18 protein-coding genes and 1 riboswitch are annotated in these 19,412 nt (G+C 70.7%); of the genes, 10 read left to right on the top strand and 8 right to left on the bottom strand.

The genetic code is table 11. The features are described from left to right. Window positions 1–128: 128 nt before the first annotated feature. Window positions 129–2,174 carry a beta-galactosidase gene (locus ABT367_RS24015; RefSeq protein WP_352255149.1) on the bottom strand — a complete coding sequence of 682 codons (2,046 nt, stop codon included), beginning with the start codon at window positions 2,172–2,174 and terminating at the stop codon, window positions 129–131. A gap of 284 nt (window positions 2,175–2,458) precedes the next feature. Between ABT367_RS24015 and ABT367_RS24010 the strand changes: the two genes are divergently transcribed. From ABT367_RS24010 to ABT367_RS23995, 4 genes are read left to right on the top strand one after another with little or no spacing between them, the layout of a single operon-like run. Beyond that, window positions 2,459–3,790, top strand: coding sequence for an ABC transporter substrate-binding protein (locus ABT367_RS24010; RefSeq protein WP_352255148.1), 1,332 nt, complete (start codon window positions 2,459–2,461; stop codon window positions 3,788–3,790). Beyond that, window positions 3,787–4,713: a carbohydrate ABC transporter permease gene (locus ABT367_RS24005; protein ID WP_352255147.1), complete on the top strand. Its 927-nt coding sequence runs from the start codon at window positions 3,787–3,789 to the stop codon at window positions 4,711–4,713. Before ABT367_RS24010 ends, ABT367_RS24005 begins: the two co-directional genes overlap by 4 nt. Then, complete coding sequence (locus ABT367_RS24000; protein ID WP_352255146.1) at window positions 4,710–5,615, top strand: carbohydrate ABC transporter permease; 906 nt, start codon at window positions 4,710–4,712, stop codon at window positions 5,613–5,615. The genes ABT367_RS24005 and ABT367_RS24000 overlap by 4 nt, the downstream gene beginning before the upstream one ends. Continuing rightward, the gene (locus ABT367_RS23995; protein ID WP_352255145.1) at window positions 5,612–6,643 is read left to right on the top strand and encodes a LacI family DNA-binding transcriptional regulator; all 1,032 of its coding nucleotides are present in this window, start codon (window positions 5,612–5,614) and stop codon (window positions 6,641–6,643) included. Before ABT367_RS24000 ends, ABT367_RS23995 begins: the two co-directional genes overlap by 4 nt. Window positions 6,644–6,735: 92 nt before the next feature. Here ABT367_RS23995 and ABT367_RS23990 read toward each other — a convergent pair whose 3' ends face one another. Continuing rightward, the gene (locus ABT367_RS23990) at window positions 6,736–7,920 is read right to left on the bottom strand and encodes an MBL fold metallo-hydrolase (protein ID WP_352255144.1); all 1,185 of its coding nucleotides are present in this window, start codon (window positions 7,918–7,920) and stop codon (window positions 6,736–6,738) included. Between the two features lie 302 nt (window positions 7,921–8,222). Here ABT367_RS23990 and ABT367_RS23985 point away from each other — a divergent pair, with 302 nt between their 5' ends. The 4 genes from ABT367_RS23985 to ABT367_RS23970 all read left to right on the top strand — a co-directional run bounded on the left by ABT367_RS23985 (window position 8,223) and on the right by ABT367_RS23970 (window position 11,531). Further along, the gene (locus tag ABT367_RS23985) at window positions 8,223–8,627 is read left to right on the top strand and encodes a hypothetical protein (RefSeq protein ID WP_352255143.1); all 405 of its coding nucleotides are present in this window, start codon (window positions 8,223–8,225) and stop codon (window positions 8,625–8,627) included. Between the two features lie 223 nt (window positions 8,628–8,850). Continuing rightward, on the top strand, window positions 8,851–9,621 hold the full coding sequence (locus tag ABT367_RS23980) for a pentapeptide repeat-containing protein (protein ID WP_434975522.1): 771 nt from the start codon (window positions 8,851–8,853) through the stop codon (window positions 9,619–9,621). Between the two features lie 64 nt (window positions 9,622–9,685). Continuing rightward, the gene (locus tag ABT367_RS23975; RefSeq protein WP_352255142.1) at window positions 9,686–10,867 is read left to right on the top strand and encodes a glutamate dehydrogenase; all 1,182 of its coding nucleotides are present in this window, start codon (window positions 9,686–9,688) and stop codon (window positions 10,865–10,867) included. A gap of 43 nt (window positions 10,868–10,910) precedes the next feature. Next, window positions 10,911–11,531: a TetR/AcrR family transcriptional regulator gene (locus ABT367_RS23970; protein WP_352255141.1), complete on the top strand. Its 621-nt coding sequence runs from the start codon at window positions 10,911–10,913 to the stop codon at window positions 11,529–11,531. A gap of 66 nt (window positions 11,532–11,597) precedes the next feature. On the opposite strand, the gene ABT367_RS23965 is transcribed toward ABT367_RS23970, so the two are convergent. Next, entirely contained in the window at window positions 11,598–12,362 is a 765-nt protein-coding gene (locus ABT367_RS23965; RefSeq protein ID WP_352255140.1) for an SIMPL domain-containing protein, read from the bottom strand. 315 nt (window positions 12,363–12,677) lie between these two features. On the opposite strand from ABT367_RS23965, the gene ABT367_RS23960 reads away from it, so the two are divergent. Then, window positions 12,678–13,049, top strand: coding sequence for an STAS domain-containing protein (locus tag ABT367_RS23960; protein WP_352255138.1), 372 nt, complete (start codon window positions 12,678–12,680; stop codon window positions 13,047–13,049). A gap of 61 nt (window positions 13,050–13,110) precedes the next feature. Here the strand turns inward: ABT367_RS23960 and ABT367_RS23955 are convergent, their stop codons facing one another. From ABT367_RS23955 to ABT367_RS23945, 3 genes are all read right to left on the bottom strand, one after another. After that, window positions 13,111–13,935: an SGNH/GDSL hydrolase family protein gene (locus ABT367_RS23955; protein ID WP_352255137.1), complete on the bottom strand. Its 825-nt coding sequence runs from the start codon at window positions 13,933–13,935 to the stop codon at window positions 13,111–13,113. Between the two features lie 179 nt (window positions 13,936–14,114). Further along, window positions 14,115–15,032 carry a M23 family metallopeptidase gene (locus tag ABT367_RS23950; protein WP_352255136.1) on the bottom strand — a complete coding sequence of 306 codons (918 nt, stop codon included), beginning with the start codon at window positions 15,030–15,032 and terminating at the stop codon, window positions 14,115–14,117. A gap of 3 nt (window positions 15,033–15,035) precedes the next feature. After that, window positions 15,036–15,200, bottom strand: a riboswitch (cyclic di-AMP (ydaO/yuaA leader). A 275-nt stretch (window positions 15,201–15,475) separates the two neighbouring features. After that, a complete protein-coding gene (locus ABT367_RS23945) occupies window positions 15,476–17,566 on the bottom strand; it encodes an alpha-galactosidase (RefSeq protein WP_352255135.1) in 2,091 nt (696 codons plus the stop codon). Window positions 17,567–17,816: 250 nt separating this feature from the next. Between ABT367_RS23945 and ABT367_RS23940 the strand changes: the two genes are divergently transcribed. Next, complete coding sequence (locus ABT367_RS23940; RefSeq protein WP_352255134.1) at window positions 17,817–18,614, top strand: tyrosine-protein phosphatase; 798 nt, start codon at window positions 17,817–17,819, stop codon at window positions 18,612–18,614. 34 nt (window positions 18,615–18,648) lie between these two features. Here ABT367_RS23940 and ABT367_RS41480 read toward each other — a convergent pair whose 3' ends face one another. Then, window positions 18,649–18,873, bottom strand: coding sequence for a DUF6126 family protein (locus ABT367_RS41480; protein ID WP_434975521.1), 225 nt, complete (start codon window positions 18,871–18,873; stop codon window positions 18,649–18,651). After that, window positions 18,870–19,412 (bottom strand): helix-turn-helix domain-containing protein (locus ABT367_RS23930; RefSeq protein WP_352255133.1); only part of this gene is annotated, 543 nt, incomplete at its 5' end. The genes ABT367_RS23930 and ABT367_RS41480, both read right to left, overlap by 4 nt.

Here is a 19,412-nt window from a genome sequence, read left to right as displayed (position 1 = left end):
CTCCCCTGATGACGTTCCGGGCGGGGGGTATGTGTGCCTGGCGGAAGCGCCCGTGCCGGGCTCGGTGCCAGGCGATCCGGCGCATCCGGCACATCCGGCGCGACCAGCGCGTCCAGCCGCAGGGCGCCTCAGCCGTCCAGGCGTACGACCCGCACCGCGCCCGCGGGTACGGTGAGCCGACCCGAAGCGCGGTCGACCGTGAGCAGTTCCGTGCCCGCGTCCGGCAGCGGGATCTTGACATCCGCACCGGTGTGGTTGATCGCGAACAGGTACTCGCCGGCGGCCCCGCTGCGGCGTACCACCTCGACGTCGCGCGGGAGTTCGTCGCGCGGCTCGATCCCGGCGTCCGCGCAGGCAGGGGCGAGGATCGCGGCCAGGGCCTCGGCGTCCAGACGGGTGGAGACGTACCAGGCGGCGCCTTCGCCGAGGCGGTGGCGGGTGACGGCGGGGCGGCCCGCGGCGAGTCCGTCCGTATACGACCACACGGTCTCGGCGCCGCGCTCGACCACGAACTCGGTCCATACGTCGCCGGTGAGTGCCGCGCCGTCCGGTCCGGCGAGCGTGACCTGCTGTCCCTTCAGGAGCGGCGAATGTTCCTCGACCGTGAGGCCGAGGACGTCACGCAGCACACCCGGATACGGACCGGGGTGGACCGCGTCGTGTTCGTCGACGATGCCGGAGAAGTACGAGACGACCAGCGTGCCGCCGCCCTCCACGTACGCGCGGAGGTTGCGACCCGCCGCCTCGGTGGCGAGATAGAGCGCGGGCACGACGACAAGTGGATAGGCCGACAAGTCGGCTTCCGGGTGGGCGAAGTCGACCGTGAGGTGCTGGTCGTAGAGCGCCTCGTAGAAGGTGTCGGCGCGTTCGCGGGCGTCGTGGTCCTGGCTGGGGCGCCACTCCAGGGACTGCGCCCACCATGAGTGCCAGTCCCACAGGACCGCCACGTCGGCGACCGTGCGGGTGCCGCGGATCTCGGCCAACGCGCCTACGTCCGCGCCCAGTTCAACGACCTCGCGCCACACCCGCGAGTCGGTTCCGGCGTGCGGCAGCATCGCCGAGTGGAACTTCTCGGCGCCGCGCCGCGACTGGCGCCACTGGAAGAACATCGCACCCTCGGAGCCGCGCGCCACATGCGAGAGCGAGTTGCGCGCCATCTCACCAGGGGCCTTCGCGGGGTTGCGGGGCTGCCAGTTGACACCGCTGGTGGCGTGCTCCAGAAGCAGCCAGGGCGCGCCGCCCGCGACGGAGCGGGTGAGGTCGGCGGCCATGGCGAGGTTGACGTGGGTGCGCCGGCCGTCGGTGATCAGATAGTGGTCGTTGGTGACCAGGTCGACCTCGCGGCCCCAGGCCCAGTAGTCGAGGGAGTCGCACTGGCTGAGCGCGGTCATGAAGTTGGTGGTCACGGGCACGCCCGGGGACAGCCGGTGCACGATGTCCCGCTCTGTACGGAAGTTCTCGCGCATCATCGCGTCGGCGAAGCGCCGGTAGTCGAGCGCCTGGGCGGGGTTGCCCACGGTGGGGGTCGTACGCGGCGGGTTGATCTCGTCGAAGCTCCCGTAGCGCTGGCTCCAAAAGGCGGTCCCCCAGGCCTCGTTGACCGCTTCGAGCGACCCGTGGGTCTCACTCAGCCAGCGGCGGAAGGCGGCCGCGCAGGTGCCGCAGTAGCAGGCGGAGACGGGCACGCCGTACTCGTTGTGGACGTGCCACAGGGCGAGCGCGGGGTGGCCGGCATAGCGGGTGGCCAGAGCGGTGGTGATACGGGTGATGGCCTCGCGGTAGGCCGGGCTGCTGTGGCAGATCGCGCCGCGTGAGCCGAACGCGTAACGCACTCCGTCGGCCGTGACCGGCAGCGCCTCGGGGTGGGCGCGGTAGAACCAGGCGGGCGGCGCCATGGTGGGCGTGCCCAGGTCCACGCGGATGCCGTTCTCGTGCAGCAGATCCAGGACGCGGTCGAGCCAGCCGAACTCGTAGGCGCCTTCGGCGGGTTCGAGCAGCGCCCACGAGAAGATCCCGACGCTCACCATCGTGACGCCGGCCTCGCGCATCAGACGGACGTCCTCGGCCCAGACGCTTTCCGGCCACTGCTCGGGGTTGTAGTCACCGCCGAAGGCCAGTCGCGTCAGGCCGACGGGAGCCGCATCCGGCTCGCCTGCGCGGGTGGTGTCCGCCATCAATCTTCTCCCGGGCTTCGATCTACTGGGAACGTGCACACATCGGCTCAGCCAGCGTGCCCGCACACAATTGCAGCCTCGCAGGCCATTGACAAGTGTCCTAGGTGTTTCTCTACTGTGAACGCTCACAGAGACATGGTGGGCCCCGGAAGCACGACCGGAGGCTCGAGGCCACCCTCCGTCCGCACCGCCGATCGGCGCATTCCGCCTCGCCCATGCGTGGCCGGAAGCCGACAGGACGGGCCCGGATTCAGGCCGTCATTCAGGTCAGGGAGAAGAGATCCATGCCGAACACCCCTCACGGGCGCCTGCTCCGCTGGAGCGCCACCGCCGTTTCGGTCGCCCTCGGCGCGACCGCACTCACCGCCTGCGGCTCGTCCGACGGCGACGACAGCGAGACCGCCTCGGGCCCGGCCTCGCTCACGTACTGGACGTGGACGCCCGGCATGGACAAGGTCGTGGACCTCTGGAACGAGGGACCGGGCAAGAAGCAGCAGATCAAGGTCACGGTGAAGAAGCAGGCGTCCGGCGACACGCTGGTCACCAAGATCCTCACGGCGCACAAGGCGGGCAAGGCACCGGACCTGGTGCAGGCCGAGTACCAGGCACTGCCGACCCTCGTCAGCAATGACGCACTCGCGGACATATCCGGTGAAGTCGACGGTATCAAGGGCAAGTTCGCGGACGGCGTATGGCAGCAGACCACGCTCGGCTCGGACGCGGTCTATGCGGTGCCGCAGGACTCCGGGCCGATGATGTTCTACTACCGGGAGGACCTCTTCAAGCAGTACGGCCTCGAGGTCCCGGCCACCTGGGACGCGTTCGCCGAGACCGCCCGCGCCCTGAAGAAGAAGGCGCCGGACAAGGCCCTCACCACGTTCTCCGCCAATGACTCGGGCCTGTTCGCGGGCCTCGCCCAGCAGGCCGGCGCCAAGTGGTGGACCACCGAGGGCGAGAAGTGGAAGGTCGGCATCGACGACGCGGCGACCCGGAAGGTCGCCGACTTCTGGGGCGGCCTCGTCGAGGAAGGCGCGATCGACAACCAGCCGATGTACACCCCGGCCTGGAACAAGGCGCTCAACACCGGCAAGCAGATCGCCTGGGTCAGCGCCGTATGGGCGCCCGGAACCCTGACCACCGCGGCGCCCGACACCAAGGAGAAGTGGGCGATGGCCCCGCTCCCCCAGTGGAACGAGGGTGAGAAGTCCACCGGCAGCTGGGGCGGCTCGTCCACCGCGGTGACCACGGACTCCAAGCACCAGGCGGCCGCCGCCAAGTTCGCCGCATGGCTGAACACCGACCCGAAGGCGCTGACCGCGCTCGCCAAGGAGGGCGGCATCTACCCGGCCGCCACCACCGCGCAGACCTCGGACGCCTTCGCACAGCCCCCGGCCTTCTTCGCCAACCAGCCGGACTTCTACACACGCGCCGCCGAGATCGCCGAGACCACCGCGCCCTCCGCCTGGGGCCCTAACGTCAACGTCGCGTACACCTCCTTCAAGGACGCCTTCGCCAAGGCCGCCAAGGACAGGTCGGACTTCGGCGCGGCTCTCACGACCATGCAGAACAGCACGGTGGACGACCTCGAGAAGCAGGGCTTCGAGGTCGCCGAGTGACACGCGCACGCCGGGGGCCGTACGGGGTGAAGGGCGCCCCGTACGCCTTCCTCCTCCCCGCCGTCCTCCTCTTCGCCCTCTTCTTCGCACTGCCCATCGGGTACGCGGTCTGGCTGTCGCTGCACAAGATCGAGGTCAAGGGCCTCGGTCTGGGCAGCGGCGCCCGCCAGGAGGTGTGGGCGGGCCTGTCCCACTACGCCGACACCCTCACCGACTCCGAACTCCTCGACGGCGCCCTGCGCGTGCTCGGCTACGGCCTGATCGTCATCCCCGTGATGCTCGGCCTCGCGCTGCTCTTCGCGCTGATGCTGGACAGCGAGCGCGTCCGGTTCACCCCGGTCACCCGGCTTGCGATCTTCCTGCCGTATGCGATCCCGGGGGTGGTGGCCGCGCTCCTGTGGGGCTTCCTCTATCTCCCGGACGTCAGCCCGCTCCACTTCCTGCTCGGCAAGGCGGGCCTTCCGCAGCCGGACCTCCTGGACGGCGGCCCGCTCTACATCGCGCTCTCGAACATCGCGGTCTGGGGCGGCACCGGCTTCAACATGATCGTGATCTACACCTCGCTCAAGGCGATCCCCGTAGAGGTGTACGAGGCGGCCAAGCTGGACGGCTGCAGCCCGCTGCAGATCGCGCTGAAGATCAAGATCCCGATGGTGGCGCCCTCGCTCGTGCTCACCTTCTTCTTCTCGATCATCGCCACGCTCCAGGTGTTCAGCGAACCCACCACGCTGCGCCCCCTCACCAACTCCCTGTCCACCACCTGGAGTCCGCTGATGAAGGTCCACCAGGACGCCTTCGGCAAGGGCGACATCCACTCGGCGGCCGCGACCGCCGTGGTGATCGCCCTGGTCACCCTGGTCCTGTCCTTCGGTTTCCTGCGCCTGGCGAACTCCCGTACCAAGCAGGAGGAAGCAGCCCGATGAGCTCCCTCGCCGTACGCAAGACGGTGCCCGCCGCCGGCACCACACCCGGCACGGCCCAAGGTCCGCCTCTGCGCCGCCGAATCGCCCTGATCCCGACGCTCACGCTGGTCGTCGGGGCGCTGTACTGCCTGCTCCCGGTGGCCTGGGTGGCGATCGCGGCGACCAAATCGGGCACCGAGCTGTTCTCCACGTTCACCTTCCTGCCCGGCACCGGATTCGCCGACAACGTGGCCGAGTTGAGCGCGTACCGCGACGGCGTGTACTGGACCTGGATGGGCAACTCCGCGCTCTACGCGGGCCTCGGCGCCCTGCTCTCCACCGCGGTCTCCGCGATCAGCGGCTACGCGCTCGCCATCTACCGCTTCCGCGGCCGCGAGACGGTGTTCGGCGTGCTGATGGCCGGCGTCCTGATGCCGCCGGTGATCCTGGCCGTTCCGCAGTATCTGCTGCTCGCCGAGGCCGACTTGACCGACTCGTACGCCTCGGTCCTGCTGCCGCTGATCCTCTCCCCGTACGGCATCTATCTCGCGCGGATCTACGCGGCGGCCGCCGTACCGTCCGACGTGGTGGAGGCGGGCCGGATGGACGGGGCGGGCGAACTGCGGATCTTCACCCGGATCGCGCTGCCGATGATGGTGCCGGGCCTTGTGACCGTGTTCCTGTTCCAGTTCGTCGCCGTCTGGAACAACTTCATGCTGCCGTACATCATGCTCAGCGACGACGAGAAGTTCCCGATCACGCTCGGTCTCTACACCCTGCTCGAACAGGGGGCCAACACCCCCGCCCTGTACACCCTCGTCATCACGGGCGCGCTGCTCGCGGTGCTTCCCCTGATCGCCCTCTTCCTGGTCATCCAGCGCTTCTGGAGCCTCGATCTGCTGTCCGGAGCCGTAAAGTCGTGACCATGAGCAACGCGGGGGCCCGACGCAAGGCACCGACCATCCATGACGTCGCGCGGGAGGCGGGCGTCTCCCGCGGCACCGTCTCGCGCGTGCTCAACGGCGGGCACTATGTGTCACCGGCGGCGCGCGAGGCGGTCGAGGCGGCGATCAAGTCCACCGGCTACGTGGTCAACCGGCACGCCCGTTCGCTGATCACCGGCCGTTCGGACTCGGTGGGCTTTCTCCTCACCGAACCGCAGGAGCGCTTCTTCGAGGACCCCAACTTCAATGTCCTGCTTCGCGGTTGTACGCAGGCGCTCGCCGCGTACGACATCCCGCTGCTCCTGATGCTGGCGGGCACGCAGGACGAGCGCCGCCGTATCACCCGGTACATCACGGCCGGCCATGTCGACGGGGTGCTCCTGGTCTCCAGCCACTCGGGCGATCCGGTGGCCGAGGAGCTGCGCGCGGCCGGGGTGCCGCTGGTGGCCTGTGGCAAGCCCATCGGGCAGGCGTCCAAGGTGAGTTACGTGGCGGCCGACGACCGCGACGGTGCGCGGGACATGGTGCGCTTTCTGCACGCCTCGGGGCGCCGGCGGATCGCCACGGTCACGGGTCCGCTCGACACCCCCGGCGGTGTGGACCGGCTCGCGGGGTACAGGGAGGTGCTCGCCGAGCTCGGGATCGAGGTCGACGACCGCCTGATCGAGCACGGCGACTACAGCCGGGCCGGCGGCGAGGCGGCCGCCGAGCGGCTGCTCACGGCGGCGCCGGATCTGGACGCCGTCTTCGTGGCCTCGGACCTGATGGCGCAGGGCGTCCTGAGCGCCCTGCACAAGGCCGGGCGAAGGGTGCCCGAGGATGTGGCGATCGGCGGCTTCGACGACTCCCCCGCCGCCCTCGCCTCGTCCCCCGAGCTGACCACGATCCGCCAGCCGTGGGACCGGATCGCGAACGAGATGGTGCGGGTACTGCTCGCCCAGATCGGGGGCGAGGATCCGGCGGCGGTGATACTGCCGACGGAGTTGATCGAGCGCCGGTCGACGTGAGTCATCGCGGAGCGGCGTAAGGAGAGGCCAGGGGTGGTTCGACGAGAGGGCGGGGGTCCAGGCCCCGCCCCCTCTCCTCGTACGCCCGGTTGCTAGCTCGCCGGCGTGACCACCGTCTCGGACTGCTTCTCCGGCTGCTTCTCCAGCGGTACGACGGCATCGGCCGCAGCCGCGGCAGGCGCCGCCACGGTGCGCCACCACGGCGCGGCCGGCACCGGTCCGGCAGGCTCGAAGGGCAGTCCCGGGTACGGCAGCGCAAGGTCGACGCCGGCCTTGTGCGCCCCGGTGAGTGTGCCCTCGCCGGGCTCCTCCCACGGGTGCGGAGCGAGGTTGAACGTGCCCCAGTGGATCGGCAGCAGCACTCCGTGCGCGCCGCCCTGCAGGTCGAGATGCGCCTGCACGCCCTCCTCGGGCGTCATGTGGATGTCCGGCCACCACTCCGAGTACGCACCGATCTGGATCATCGTCACGTCGAAGGGGCCGTGTGCGCGGCCGATGTCGGCGAAGCCAGGGAAGTAGCCGGTGTCCCCGCTGTGGAAGACACGATGCCGGTCCGAGGCCACGACCCACGAGGCCCACAGGGTGTGCTGGGTGTTGCGCAGCCCGCGGCCGCAGAAGTGCCGGGCCGGGGTGGCGGTCAGGGTGAGGCCGCCGACCTGCGTCGACTCGTTCCAGTCCAGCTCGCGCAGCCGGTCCGGGGATACGCCCCAGCGCTCCAGGTGGGCGCCGACGCCGAGCGGCACCGCGAACACGGTGTCCGTGCCGGCCAGCGCCTGGATGGTGGGCAGATCGAGATGGTCGTAGTGATCGTGCGAGATCACCACCACGTCGACCGGGCCGAGGGCGGCCAGGGGCAATGGCACCGGGTGCAGCCGCTTGGGCCCCGCGAACGAGAACGGTGAGCAGCGCTCACCCCACACCGGGTCGAAGAGCACCCGGCGGCCGTCGATCTCGGCGAGCACGCTCGAATGCCCCATCCAGGTGATCCGCAGCCCGCTGACCGGCGGCTTCGCCAGGTCGGCCAGCGTGGTCGGGTGCACGGGGATGGTGCCGGCGGGGGCGCGCCGTACGCGCTGTTCCTTGTCGAAGTACGTCTTGGCGAACGCGGCCTTCGAGCCCTGGGGCCCGACCTTGGCGTCGACGGGGTTCTGGAAGGTGCCGTTCGCGAAGTTGGGCGAGCGGCGGATGCGCTCCATGCGCTCACCGGCCGGGTCCGCGCCGAACCCGAGAGGCCGGAGCGAGCGGAGTGACGAACTCAGGGAACGCGGCGCGGTCACGGCAGCTCCAGGGTGGGGGTCGTGGGGGCTTCAGTATGGGCGCGCGGGCGCATCGGTCCCTGGCGCACAAAGGGCGGAGCGCTGATCGGCGTCATGCCCTGCTCAACGTGGAAGGGGGACGCAAGATTCCGGGGACTGCGGCCCGTGCGGTACGCCACAGGGGTGACGGGACCGGAATGCGGCGACCGACCGGCGACCGCAGACAGCGATCGGCGACCGGCGACCAGCGACCAGCGACGACAGACCACGGAACACCGATCACCGACCGAACGCATGCCCGAGGCGCCCTAGAATGTCTCCCCATGACCGTCCGCGCCGCCCCGCGCCCCGACCGGACGCGGGCCGAGGCCCGCATCGCCGGTCTGCTCGGCGCACTCGGCCTGGGCACGGCCGTCTGGCTGGACACCTGGGCGGACGGGGAGATCGCGCATGTGGCGTTCGTGATCTGGGCCGCCGTGGGCATCGGTGTGTTCACGGCCGGGATCATCACGCAGTGCGGCCGGATCCGCCGCGAGCGGGGCAGGTCACCGCGGGCTCCCGGCACCTCGCACAATGAGGGGATCGCGTCGCGCCCGGGGACCCCGGTCTCGGTGAGCACGCAGGACTCGGGGAGACAGCCCCTGGTGCCCGCCCCACGACAGGAGAACCCGCACGGTGTCACGGCAGCGCAGGAAGCCCACGCGTCAGGACCGCGAGTCGGGCGGTAAGCCCGCGCAGGGCGAGGGCGGGTCGTCCAAGCGCAGGGGCCGCTCCGCCGCCGGCGAGCGCGGATCGGACCGCCGTACGCAAAGCCCCTCGGCCGGAAGGCGGTCGACGGGCAGCACCGAACCCCGCCGCCCCACCTCTCCCGTCCGGCACCCCGCTCCCGAGCCGACCGGCCACTCCCCACACTCTCCGGACCTGAGGGCCGACTGCGCCAACTGTTTCGCGCTGTGCTGCGTGGCCCTCCCGTTCGCCAAGTCCAGCGACTTCGCCGTGAACAAAGCGGCCGGCACACCCTGCAAGAACCTCCAGCAGGACTACCGCTGCGGCATCCACACCGACCTGCGCACCAAGGGCTTCACCGGCTGCACCGTCTTCGACTGCTTCGGCGCCGGGCAGAAGGTCAGCCAGGTGACCTTCGTCGGCGAGAACTGGCGCACCTCGAAGCAGACCGCCCGCCAGATGTTCGCGGTCTTCCCGGTCGTACGGCAGCTGCAGGAACTGCTCCGCCACCTCGCCGAGGCCCTCACGCTCGAAGCCGCCCGCCCCATGCGCACAGAGCTGCTCACCTCGTACGAGGGGGTCGACGCGCTCACCCGCAAGGACGCCGACACCCTCCTCGCCGCCCACGTCCCGGCCGTACGGCACGAGGTCAACGCCCTGCTGCTGCGCGCCGGTGACCTCCACCGCGCCCAGGCACCCGGCCGCCCCCGCAACCACCGCGGCGCCGACCTCTTCGCCGCACGCTTCGCCGAGGCCGATCTGCGCGGCGCCAGTCTGCGCGGCGCGGTACTCGTCGCCGCCGACCTCAAGGGCGCCGACCTGCGCTGGGCCGACCTGATCGGCGCGGATCTGCGCGATGCCGATCTCTCCGGCGCGGACCTGCGCGACACGGTCTACCTCACGCAGTCCCAGCTGGACGCGGCCAAGGGCGACGCCGGGACCCAGCTGCCCGACGGACTGCACCACCCGCCGCACTGGGCACCTGGCCGGCGTTGACATGTCCGCGGACGCCTCCCGATACTGAACGGCCGATCAGTAGCCGCTCCCGCACGGAGGCACGATGCCCCACACCCCGCTGCTCACCCTCACGTGGAACGACCAGGTCACCGGACACCGGGGTCACTTGGTCGTGGACCGGCTGGTGCGCGGGGTCAGCAGCGGCGGACTGAGAATGCGCGCGGGCTGCACCCTCGACGAAGTTGCCGGCCTGGCGCACGGGATGTCCATGAAGGAAGCCCTGCACTTCCGGCCCGGCGCCCGGTACATCCCGCTCGGCGGCGCCAAGGGCGGCATCGACTGCGACCCGCGCTCGCCCGAGGCGTACGGCGTGCTCGTCCGCTATCTGCAGGCGATGCGCCCGTACGTGGAGAGCTTCTGGACCACGGGCGAGGACCTCGGCCTCACTCAGGACGTGGTCGACAAGGCGATGGCGGAGGCCGGTCTGGTCTCGTCGGTCCAGGCCGTGTACCCGCTGCTCGACGACGAGACCGCGGCGCGGCAGCGGCTCGCGGACGCCTTCGCGCTGCGGGTGGACGGCATCGGTCTCGACGAGCTCGTCGGCGGCTGCGGCGTCGCCGAATCCGCCCTCGCCGCCCTGGACCGCGCGGGAATCCCGTACGCGGGGAGCCGGGTCGCCGTGCAAGGGCTCGGCACGATGGGCGGTGCGACCGCCCGCTTCCTCGACCGGGCCGGACTGAAGGTGGTCGCGGTCGCCGACATCCGGGGCACCCTCACCAACCCGGACGGTCTCGACGTCGAAGCGCTGCTCGCCGCCCGTGACGCGTACGGAGCCGTCGACCGCGCCGCCCTGCGCCCGGGCGACCGCCAACTCCCGGGCGACGCCTGGCTGTCGGTGGACGCGGACGTCCTTGTCCCCGCCGCCGTCTCGTATGCGATCGACGAGCACAACCAGGAACGGATCACGGCCCGCTGGATCGTCGAGGCGGCCAATATGCCGGTCCTGCCCGAGGCCGAGCGGCTGCTCGCCGAGCGCGGGATCACCGTGCTGCCCGATGTCGTGGTCAACTCCGGTACCAACGCCTGGTGGTGGTGGACGCTCTTCGGGGACATCGGCGCCGACGCCGACGAGGCGTTCGCGTACACCCGCCGTGCGCTGCGCGAACTGGTGGACGCGATCCTCGAGCGGTCCGCGGCGAACGGCGTGACCCCGCGCTCGGCCGCGCATGCGCTCGCCGAAGAGCGGCTGGCCGAAATCGCGCAGCTCTACGGCCACTACCGCTGACCCCGGCCCGTCCGGGCCGGTGATCGCCAACTAGGGTGAGCGCGTGGCAAGGGTCCGGTTGAGTGTGGAGGAGCGGCGCGAGGAGCTGTTGCGCGCCGCCGTCGAGCAGATCGAGCAGCGCGGTGTCGCCGCTGTGCGGATCGCCGACGTGGCCGCCTCGCTCGGGGTCAGCAACGCCCTTGTCCTGTACCACTTCTCGACAAAGGAGAAGCTGGTCGCCGCCGCGTTCGCGTACGCCGCCGAGGGCGATCTCGCCCATCTGCACAAGCTTCTGGGCCGTCGCACGACGGCCCTTCGCCGGCTGCGCGCCGCGATCCGCTGGTACGCGCCGACCGGCACCGCCAAGGGCTGGCGGCTGTGGATCGAGGGCTGGGCGGCGGGTCTGCGCGAGCCGGTGCTGCGCAAGGTGACCCGGGATCTCGACCAGCAGTGGAAGTGCGCGCTCGCCGAGGTCATCGGCGAAGGCGTCGCGGCGGGCGAGTTCCGCTGCCCGGACCCGGCCGCGACCGCACTGCGGCTGACCGCGCTGCTGGACGGCCTCGCCGTGCAGAACACCGCGTACGCATCGGGCCCCTCGCGCACGACCATTCTGACCTGGGTGGACGAAGCGCTGGCCGGTGAACTGGGCCTTGCCCGTGAGGCGTTGACGCGGAACGCGCGCTGAGCGCGGCGGCCCGGCGGACACTCGAGTCCACCGGGCCGTACGTCTGTTGCGAGCTCGACCGGCGGCTCAGCGCAGCTCGTACACCTCGGTCACCGTGATCCGGTCCTCGATCTCGCCGGGCGCGACCGGCACACCTTCCTTGTCGAACTGCACCGCCGGAAGCGCCACCGGCCGCGGCATCCCGCTGTCGCCCTCGTTCACGGAGACCAGCCGCCCCAGCTTCATGCCGCTGAGCTCGGCGTACTGGGCAGCCTTGGCGTGTGCGTCCCTGTGCGCCGCCGTACGGGCCCGCTCGCGCAGCTTGCGGGTGTCGGCGACGTCGAAGGCCACCGAGTGGATCCGCCCCGCGTCGCCGGCGGCGTCCATGACCTCCTGCAGAACGGAGCCGGCCTTGTCGATCTCGCGGACGCGCACCGAGAAGACCTGTCCGGCCTGGTAGCCGGTGACCTTGCTGGCACCGTTCGGCTCGTGCTGGGTGACGGCCGAGACATTGAGGCTCTCGGTGCGGACGTCCTTCTCCGCGACGCCCGCCTTGCGCACGGCGGCGAGCATCGCGTCGGCCGCCTTGTTCTGCGCGGCGAGCGCCTGCTGCGCGGTCTTCGCGGTGTTCTCGACGCCGATGTGCAGGACGGCGATGTCGGGCGCCGCCGTGGACTGCCCGTCACCGGTCACGGTCACGAGGGTGGGCGCGGGGGCGGGCGCGCTGTGCGGCGCGGGGGCGGCCGGCTCCGCGGCGAGTGCGGGGACCGCGCCCGCCGTGAGCATGCCGCCCGCGAGGACGGCTGCCGCGGCGGCGCGGACGACGAGCGGTGACGGAGTGCGTACGGCCATGGGGTGAGGTCCTCCGGATCGGGGGGTGCGGTGCGCCCGGGCGGGGCGGCCCGGGCGCGCGGACATCCCAGCACCGACGGCCCGCCCTGCCGGTGCGCCACTCCCGGCGGACCCGCCCTGTCACCTCTCCGGTCCAGCCCGGAAATCAGCCTCCCCCAGCCCTCAAACGTCAAGCAGGACCCCTCAGATTCACGCCATCGAGTGACAGCGCTCCGGCGCACGACCCCGACTTCATGCATGGCCCTTAGATTCGGCGCCGGACACCCCGGCCCCCGGTGTCGCCCGAGCTGCGGCAGCAGACGACCTGGGGGAAAGGTGTTTCCCGACGCTCAACAGTCCGCGCCCCTGATGCGGCGCGAAGGCGAGCGGCTCACCGTGGAGCTGCACGGCGAGCTGGACGTCGCCATGGTCCTGGACATCGAGGACCCGCTGCTCCAGGAGCTTCGCCTGCCGACGGCCGAACTCGTCCTCGACATCCGCCTGTTGACCTTCGTCGACTGCAGCGGGATCGCCCTGATCGAACGGCTGCGGGCGCGCCTCGACCTGACCGACGGCCGTATGGTCCTGATCTGCACGGACCCGTTCGTGCTGCGCATCATCACGTACCTGGGCGTACCCGACTCCATCCCCGTGCTGCCCAGATCCCCGTACGACTCGTACCGGGCCCAGCCCTCGGCCGACGGGTGAGGGCAGGGAGACCAATCGGCAGGCGGCCGCGGGAGGGCCGGCCGACGGGCGAGCGGGGAGATCAGCCGACCGGCGCCTTCAGAGGCAGCAGATCCGGCCGCTTCGCCGACACATGGTCACCCGAGGACTCCCCCCGCAGCCTGCGCCCGATCCACGGCACCAGGTACTCGCGCGCCCACTGGATGTCGTCCCTGCGCACTTCGAGCGCGGTGCGCGGCGGCAGCTCGGGCCAGGCCTGGTCGGGGTCGGCGGGGATCTCCAGACCGAGCACCTGGGCGGCGCGCAGCGCGACACGGGTGTGCCCCTCGGGCGACAGATGCAGCCGGTCGCCGTCCCAGGCGCGCCGGTCCTGCACCGAGCGCAGCGACCACAGATCGAGCACCGGGCACCCGTAGCGGTCGGCGATGGCCCGTACATGCGCCGTGTAGGTGGCGATCTTTCCGCGCAGATGCCGCAGCACCGGCACGTTGCGGGTGTCGAAGCCGGTGGTCACGACGACCGTGCCGACGGCCGCGGTCAGATCGGCGACGGCCCGCTCGAAGCGTTCGGCGACATCGTCCGGGTCGGTGCCGGGACGGATGATGTCGTTGCCGCCGGCGCAGAAGGAGACCAGCTCAGGGGCGAGCTCCTTGGCGCGCGGCACCTGGTCCTCGACGATCTGGTCGAGCAGCTTTCCGCGGACCGCGAGGTTGGCGTAGCGGAAGCTGTGCTCGGGGTGGCGGTCGGCGAGCAGCACGGCGAGCCGGTCCGCCCAGCCGACGAAGGCACCATCGGGGCCAGGGTCTCCGACGCCTTCGGTGAAGCTGTCGCCGATGGCCACATAGGAGGCGAAAACCGCCGGGGTCACGGCGGTGAGGGCTGCTGGTGTCGTCGAATCGTCTGCCACGTCGGGATATCTTTCACCCCGGTACGTGACCTACGCCACCGTAGGTGCCTCTTGACGGCTGGTGAGATAGGACACTCGTAAAGTCTCGCCCAACCTGGAATACGCCCTCATATCCCAAATGCCCGGCATCCGGGGTCTCGTGGACCCCGGATACCGGGCGGGACTTCAGTGACCGGGCGTCAGAGCGATACGCCGTGCGAGCGCAGGTACGCCACGGGGTCCACGTCCGAGCCGTAGCCCGGGCCGGTGCGCACCTCGAAGTGCAGGTGCGCTCCGGTGGAGTTGCCGGTCGAGCCGACGAGGCCGATCTGCGTACCGCCGTCGACGCTCTGGCCGGTGGACACCGACAGCTGCGACATATGGGCGTACTGCGAGTAGCGGCCGTCGGCGTGCTGGATGACCACCTCGTTGCCGTACGAGCCGCTCCAGCCCGCGGAGACGACGGTGCCCTCGCCGATGGACTTGACCGGGGTGCCCGCGGGGGCCGCGAAGTCGGTGCCGGTGTGGTAGCCGCTGGACCACATGGAGCCCGCGGTGCGGTACTGCGTGGAGACACCGGCGGCGACCGGGGCGGTGAAGCCGGAGGTGGTGGCGGCGGCCTGCTCGGCCTTGGGCGCGGGGGCCTCGGCGGCCGGCGCTTCGGCGGTGTCGGCCGGACCGGCGTCGTTCTGAGCGGAGGACTTCGAGGCGTCCGCCGGCGCCCCCTTCTCCGTGCCGGTCGCCCCGGCGGCGGCCTGCACCGCGGCACCGACCTTGAGCTTCACGCCGGGCAGGATCAGGCGGGGGTCGTCGCCGATGACCTTCTTGTTCGCGGCGTACAGCGGCTTCCAGCCGGCGTCGATGCCGAGGTCGTCGGCTATCGCGGAGAGCGAGTCGCCGGCGACGACGGTGTAGGTCTTGTCGGCCGACTCGGCCTTCTTGACCGGCACGCTCTTCACCGGGGCACTGGCCACCGCCGCGGCCTGCGGCGTGGCGGCCTGGGCGCCGGTCGCGCCGAGCAGCGGCAGCGCGAGTGCGGCGCCACCCGTGCCGGCGACGGCGAACGAGCGGGTGAGGCGGGCGGACTTGGGACGGCGGTGCTTACCCTTCGCGGGCATGGCGCATTCCTTCTCCGTCGCCTGCGAGGTGAGCTGTCGGGTTAGGACTGGAGATGTCCCGTCGCACAATGCGACTTCACCCCAAGCCGCTCCGGTGGGACCGGAGACGGCGTCTTACCGTTGGGTCCCCCGCTCCTGCCGTGCACGGGTGTGGGGCGAATTCCGGTGGCGGCAGGATTGGGCGTCCACCGGGTTGTCGGTGACCGTAAGGGAGCGGTGAGGCGGAAAACAAACATCTCAATTCCCTTGGACCACACAGGAGCTGATCCATTCCGGGAATTGCCGTCACCCTGCGTGGATAAACGATCTTTACCATCCGCATACCCAGCGGAATTCACCGACGAAGATCGCCACACACCGTCACGGATATGATCCCGCTCACGCCCGAAACGCCACCACCCTTTAATTCAGGGCCAGTTACCCCTTAGGTACTGAATCGGGCATTAGGGGCGCACCCGACGGAACCGGTAGACACCGGCATCGAAGTCCCCTTCGAGTCCGGTGCGCAGTCCGTGGTGCAGCAGTACCGAGCCCCGGTGCACCTCGTCCGTCCCGAGGAGTTCGTACGAGGCGTCGGCCGCGATCCCGTGCAGGCGCACCCTCGCCACGGGCTCCCCGTACCGCTGAGCCTGCAGCCACGCCAGGACCACGACCTCGTCCCCACGTACGTACTGCACCGCGCTCAGTCCGCCCCGCGGTGCGCGCAGCCGGTACAGCTCGCCGCGCTGGACGGTGTCCCGGATCTCCTTGTAGAGCGAGACCCACGAGCGCGCCTCGTCGAGCTCCTGCCGCGTCCACTCGGCGAGGTCGCCGCCGACTCCGAGCACCCCCGCCATCGCGCTGACGAAGCGGAAGCGCAGCGAGCTGACCCGTCCGTTCAGCTGCACGTTCGGGCTGTCCGTGACCCAGGCGGCCATGACCCGCGGCGGGTGGACATGAGTGAATCCGTGCTGGATGTCCAGCCGGTCGAGCGGGTCGGTGTTGTCCGAGGTCCACACCTGGTCGGTGCGGCTCAGGACGCCCAGATCGATACGGCCGCCGCCGCCCGAGCAGGATTCGAAGGCCACTCCGGGATGGGCCGCGCGCAGTCGGTCGAGCAGTCGGTAAAAGGCATGCACATGCTCATTCCAGAGCTTCTGCGGATAGGCCTCGCCCGGCCAGCCGGCATCGGTGAAACACCGGTTGAAGTCCCACTTCACATAGTCGATCGGCGCCGAGGAAAGCAGCGTGTGCAGCTGCTCCCACAGATACTCCTGGACGTCTTCGCGTGCCAGATTGAGCACCATCTGGTGACGGAATTCGGTGCGTGTGCGACCGGGATGGTGCTGCACCCAGTGGGGATGCGACCGGTACAGATCGCTGTCGGCGTTCACCATTTCCGGCTCGACCCAGATGCCGAACTGCATACCGAGTGCGTGCACTTCATCGGCGAGGGGCTTCAGACCGCCGGGGAAGCGCTCGGGGTTGGGCGTCCAGTCACCGAGCCCGGCCCGGTCACTGACCCGCGCCCCGAACCACGCGTCGTCCACGACGAACAGCTCCACACCCATCTCGGCCGCATGGCGGGCGAGTTCCAGCTGCTGGGGCGCGGAGATGTCGAACCCGGTCGCCTCCCAGGAGTTGAAGAGGACGGGCCGCACCCGGTCCGCGTCAGGGATCACATGCTCCAGCTGATACGCGTGCCAGGCCCGGCTCGCCCCGCCGAAGCCGCCGCCGCTCCACAGCCCGGCGAACACCGGCGTTCGCCAGGTCCGCCCGGGTTCGAGGAGTACCTGCCCCGAGTCGTCGTGTCCGGTGCCGCCGGTGATCTGCACCAGGCCGCCGGGCAGCTTCTGTACGGCGATCCGCCAGGCGCCCGACCAGCCGAGCGCACAGCTGTAGACCTCTCCGTGCTCCTCCCCCGCACCGTCGGCGTCGAGCGCCACCCACGGCAGGGACTGATGCCCGGTGTGGCCTCGCCGGCTGCCGATCACATGCTCCCCGTACGCGAGCGGCACCCGCTCGACCCGTGACTCGGCCGCCCAGCGGCCGTGCAGCTGGGTGAGCCGCCAGGCGCCACGTTCGGGCAGCGTCCAGGCCGCCGAGTCGGCCCGCAGAATCTCGACCGGGGGCCCCTGGCCCTCATGGGCGAGTTCGGCGTCGCGCTCGACGACATCGCCCCGCATCGCGTACCGCAGGGTGATACGCAGCCCGTGCACGTCATCCGTGAAGCCGAGCTTCAGCGCCCCGTCGTCCTGCACGGCCTGGGCGAACCGCCATTCGGTACCGCGTACTTCAGGAGTACGAACCGACAGGGCGGGCCGCACGAACCTCGGCCCGCCCTCGACCGGGTACTCCTCGCGTCCGTCGAGCGGGGACTCGAACCCGCTTGCGGCGGGCTCGGGTTGGACCGCGAGCGCCTCGGCGTCGGCGAGGGCGATACGCGGACCCCAGTGCAGATGCAGCAGTTCGTCGCGCTCCGTCAGCATCAGTGCGTAACTGCTCGTGGGGCCCGAGAGCAGCCAGATCCGTCCGTCTCCGCCGACCTCGATCATCGGGCCCCCACCATTCGTCAACACATTCCGACAGGTACGCGCAGGTGCGCACATCATCCGCGCTCGGCGCGCTCCGCCGCAATGGCCCGGCACCCGTCGTTCGCATGGAGTTCGCCCGTACCGACTGGCCAGAATGTGCGGGCGGGCGCAGATGATTGCCCCAGGAATCCATGTCGTATCGTCGAATGCGCGTGCACCTGATGCGCAGCCGCCGGCAGTCCTGCCGGCGACCACAGTGGGAGGAGCCCCCGTGACGCAGCAGATCCCGTCGACAGAGCCCGAACTCGCCGGGGTACGCAACTTCCGCGACGTGGGCGGCCTGCCGACCACGGACGGCAGGCGGGTACGCCACGGTGTGCTGTTCCGCAGCGGTCATCTCGCCCATGCCACCGAATCGGACGCCCAGTTCCTCACCTCGCTCGGTCTGCACACGATCTTCGATTTCCGCAACGCGGCCGACCAGAAGCTCGAGGGCGCCGACGTCGAGCTGCCCGGTGTGCGCAATCTGAACCTGCCCCTGACGGACCCGGCGGACGGCGCCGAGTTCTGGCAGATGGTCCGCGACGGCCAGGTCGAGGAGTTGCGCGGGATCCTCGGCGACGGCAAAGCGGCGGCGCGGATGTCCCAGACGTACCGTGTGATCGTCCGTGAGCGCACCGCCGACCACCGGCGGGTGCTCGCCGAGCTGGCCGAGGACAGCGTGCCGGCGCTGATGCACTGCGCCGCGGGCAAGGACCGCGCGGGCCTGTCGATCGCGGTGACGCTGCTTGCGATCGGCGTCGAGCGCGAGGCGATCATCACGGACTACCTGGAGTCCAACGCCAAGCACCGCCGCTACAAGGTGCGCCGCTCGAGCGATGCCCCCGAGGCCTGGTCGGCCGAGGTGATGGAGCTGCTCAGCCCGCTCTTCGACGCGCGCGCCGAATATCTGGAGGCGGCGTTCGACGAGATGGAGAAGCTCTGGGGCTCCGTCGACCGCTATCTGGAGGAGGGCCTGGGCGCCACGGCCGAGGTCCGCGAGAGGCTGCGGGCGAAGCTGCTGGACTGACCCTCGTACGTGGTCGCGTGCTCGGCGGCCGGACCTACTGGTTCCGGCCGCCGAGCACGAACAGCAGGTACACGAAGAACGCGAAGAAGTGCCCGGCGATCAGGTACACGAACAGCCTGATCACCAGGCCGCGCGGGAACTTGTCCTCGATGAACCGCCGTGTGCCGCCACGGGGTTCGGGAGTCGCCCCGCCAGCGGAATCGTGTGCGGCCCCGCCAGCCGTTTCGTGCGCCGCCCCGCCACCGGTTTCGGATGTCATCGCCGGACCTCTTTCGTGTACGCGCCGAGGCAGAGCGCCTCGACCGGGCTCTGCAACAGGGTGTGGACGAAGAGGAGTTCGGCCCCTTCCAGGCCGTCGGCCGCGATGCGGTGCGGTGTGGCCGAGTCGAAGTGGGCGCTGTCGCCGGGCTCCAGGACGTAGGCGGTGTCGGCGAGCCGTAGCCGCAGCCGGCCGGTCAGGACGTACAGCCACTCCTCGCCGGGGTGCACGCGCACGATGTCGCCCTGCGCGCCGTACGGCACCTGGACGCGCAGCGCCTGCATCCCGCGCCCTGACGCGCCGGCCTGGCGGTAGGTCCAGCCGCCGGCCGCACTCGGCTCCGCCTCGGCGGCCCGGAGCACGGACTGGCGCTCGGCGGGGGCCTCGCCGAGCAGTTCCGAGACCGTCGTACCGTAGATGCGTGCCAGCGTGAGCAGCATCGGCAGGGACGGCTGGCGGTGCCCGGTCTCGAGCCGGGACAGATGCGCGGGCGAAAGCCCGGCGGACGCGGCGGCCGCTTCGAGCGTGAGCGCCGCGCG

Source organism: Streptomyces mesophilus (assembly GCF_040300965.1).
Lineage (GTDB): Bacteria > Actinomycetota > Actinomycetes > Streptomycetales > Streptomycetaceae > Streptomyces > Streptomyces mesophilus_A.
This window is presented reverse-complemented; position numbering and strand designations above follow the sequence as displayed.

What these genes read in the sequence shown, in the direction of transcription:
- ABT367_RS24015 (WP_352255149.1), bottom strand. Translation starts at nt 2,174, where the DNA reads ATGGCGGACACCACCCGCGCAGGCGAGCCGGATGCGGCTCCCGTCGGC.
- ABT367_RS24010 (WP_352255148.1), top strand. Translation starts at nt 2,459, where the DNA reads ATGCCGAACACCCCTCACGGGCGCCTGCTCCGCTGGAGCGCCACCGCC.
- ABT367_RS24000 (WP_352255146.1), top strand. Translation starts at nt 4,710, where the DNA reads ATGAGCTCCCTCGCCGTACGCAAGACGGTGCCCGCCGCCGGCACCACA.
- ABT367_RS23985 (WP_352255143.1), top strand. Translation starts at nt 8,223, where the DNA reads ATGACCGTCCGCGCCGCCCCGCGCCCCGACCGGACGCGGGCCGAGGCC.
- ABT367_RS23975 (WP_352255142.1), top strand. Translation starts at nt 9,686, where the DNA reads ATGCCCCACACCCCGCTGCTCACCCTCACGTGGAACGACCAGGTCACC.
- ABT367_RS23965 (WP_352255140.1), bottom strand. Translation starts at nt 12,362, where the DNA reads ATGGCCGTACGCACTCCGTCACCGCTCGTCGTCCGCGCCGCCGCGGCA.
- ABT367_RS23950 (WP_352255136.1), bottom strand. Translation starts at nt 15,032, where the DNA reads ATGCCCGCGAAGGGTAAGCACCGCCGTCCCAAGTCCGCCCGCCTCACC.
- ABT367_RS23945 (WP_352255135.1), bottom strand. Translation starts at nt 17,566, where the DNA reads ATGATCGAGGTCGGCGGAGACGGACGGATCTGGCTGCTCTCGGGCCCC.
- ABT367_RS41480 (WP_434975521.1), bottom strand. Translation starts at nt 18,873, where the DNA reads ATGACATCCGAAACCGGTGGCGGGGCGGCGCACGAAACGGCTGGCGGG.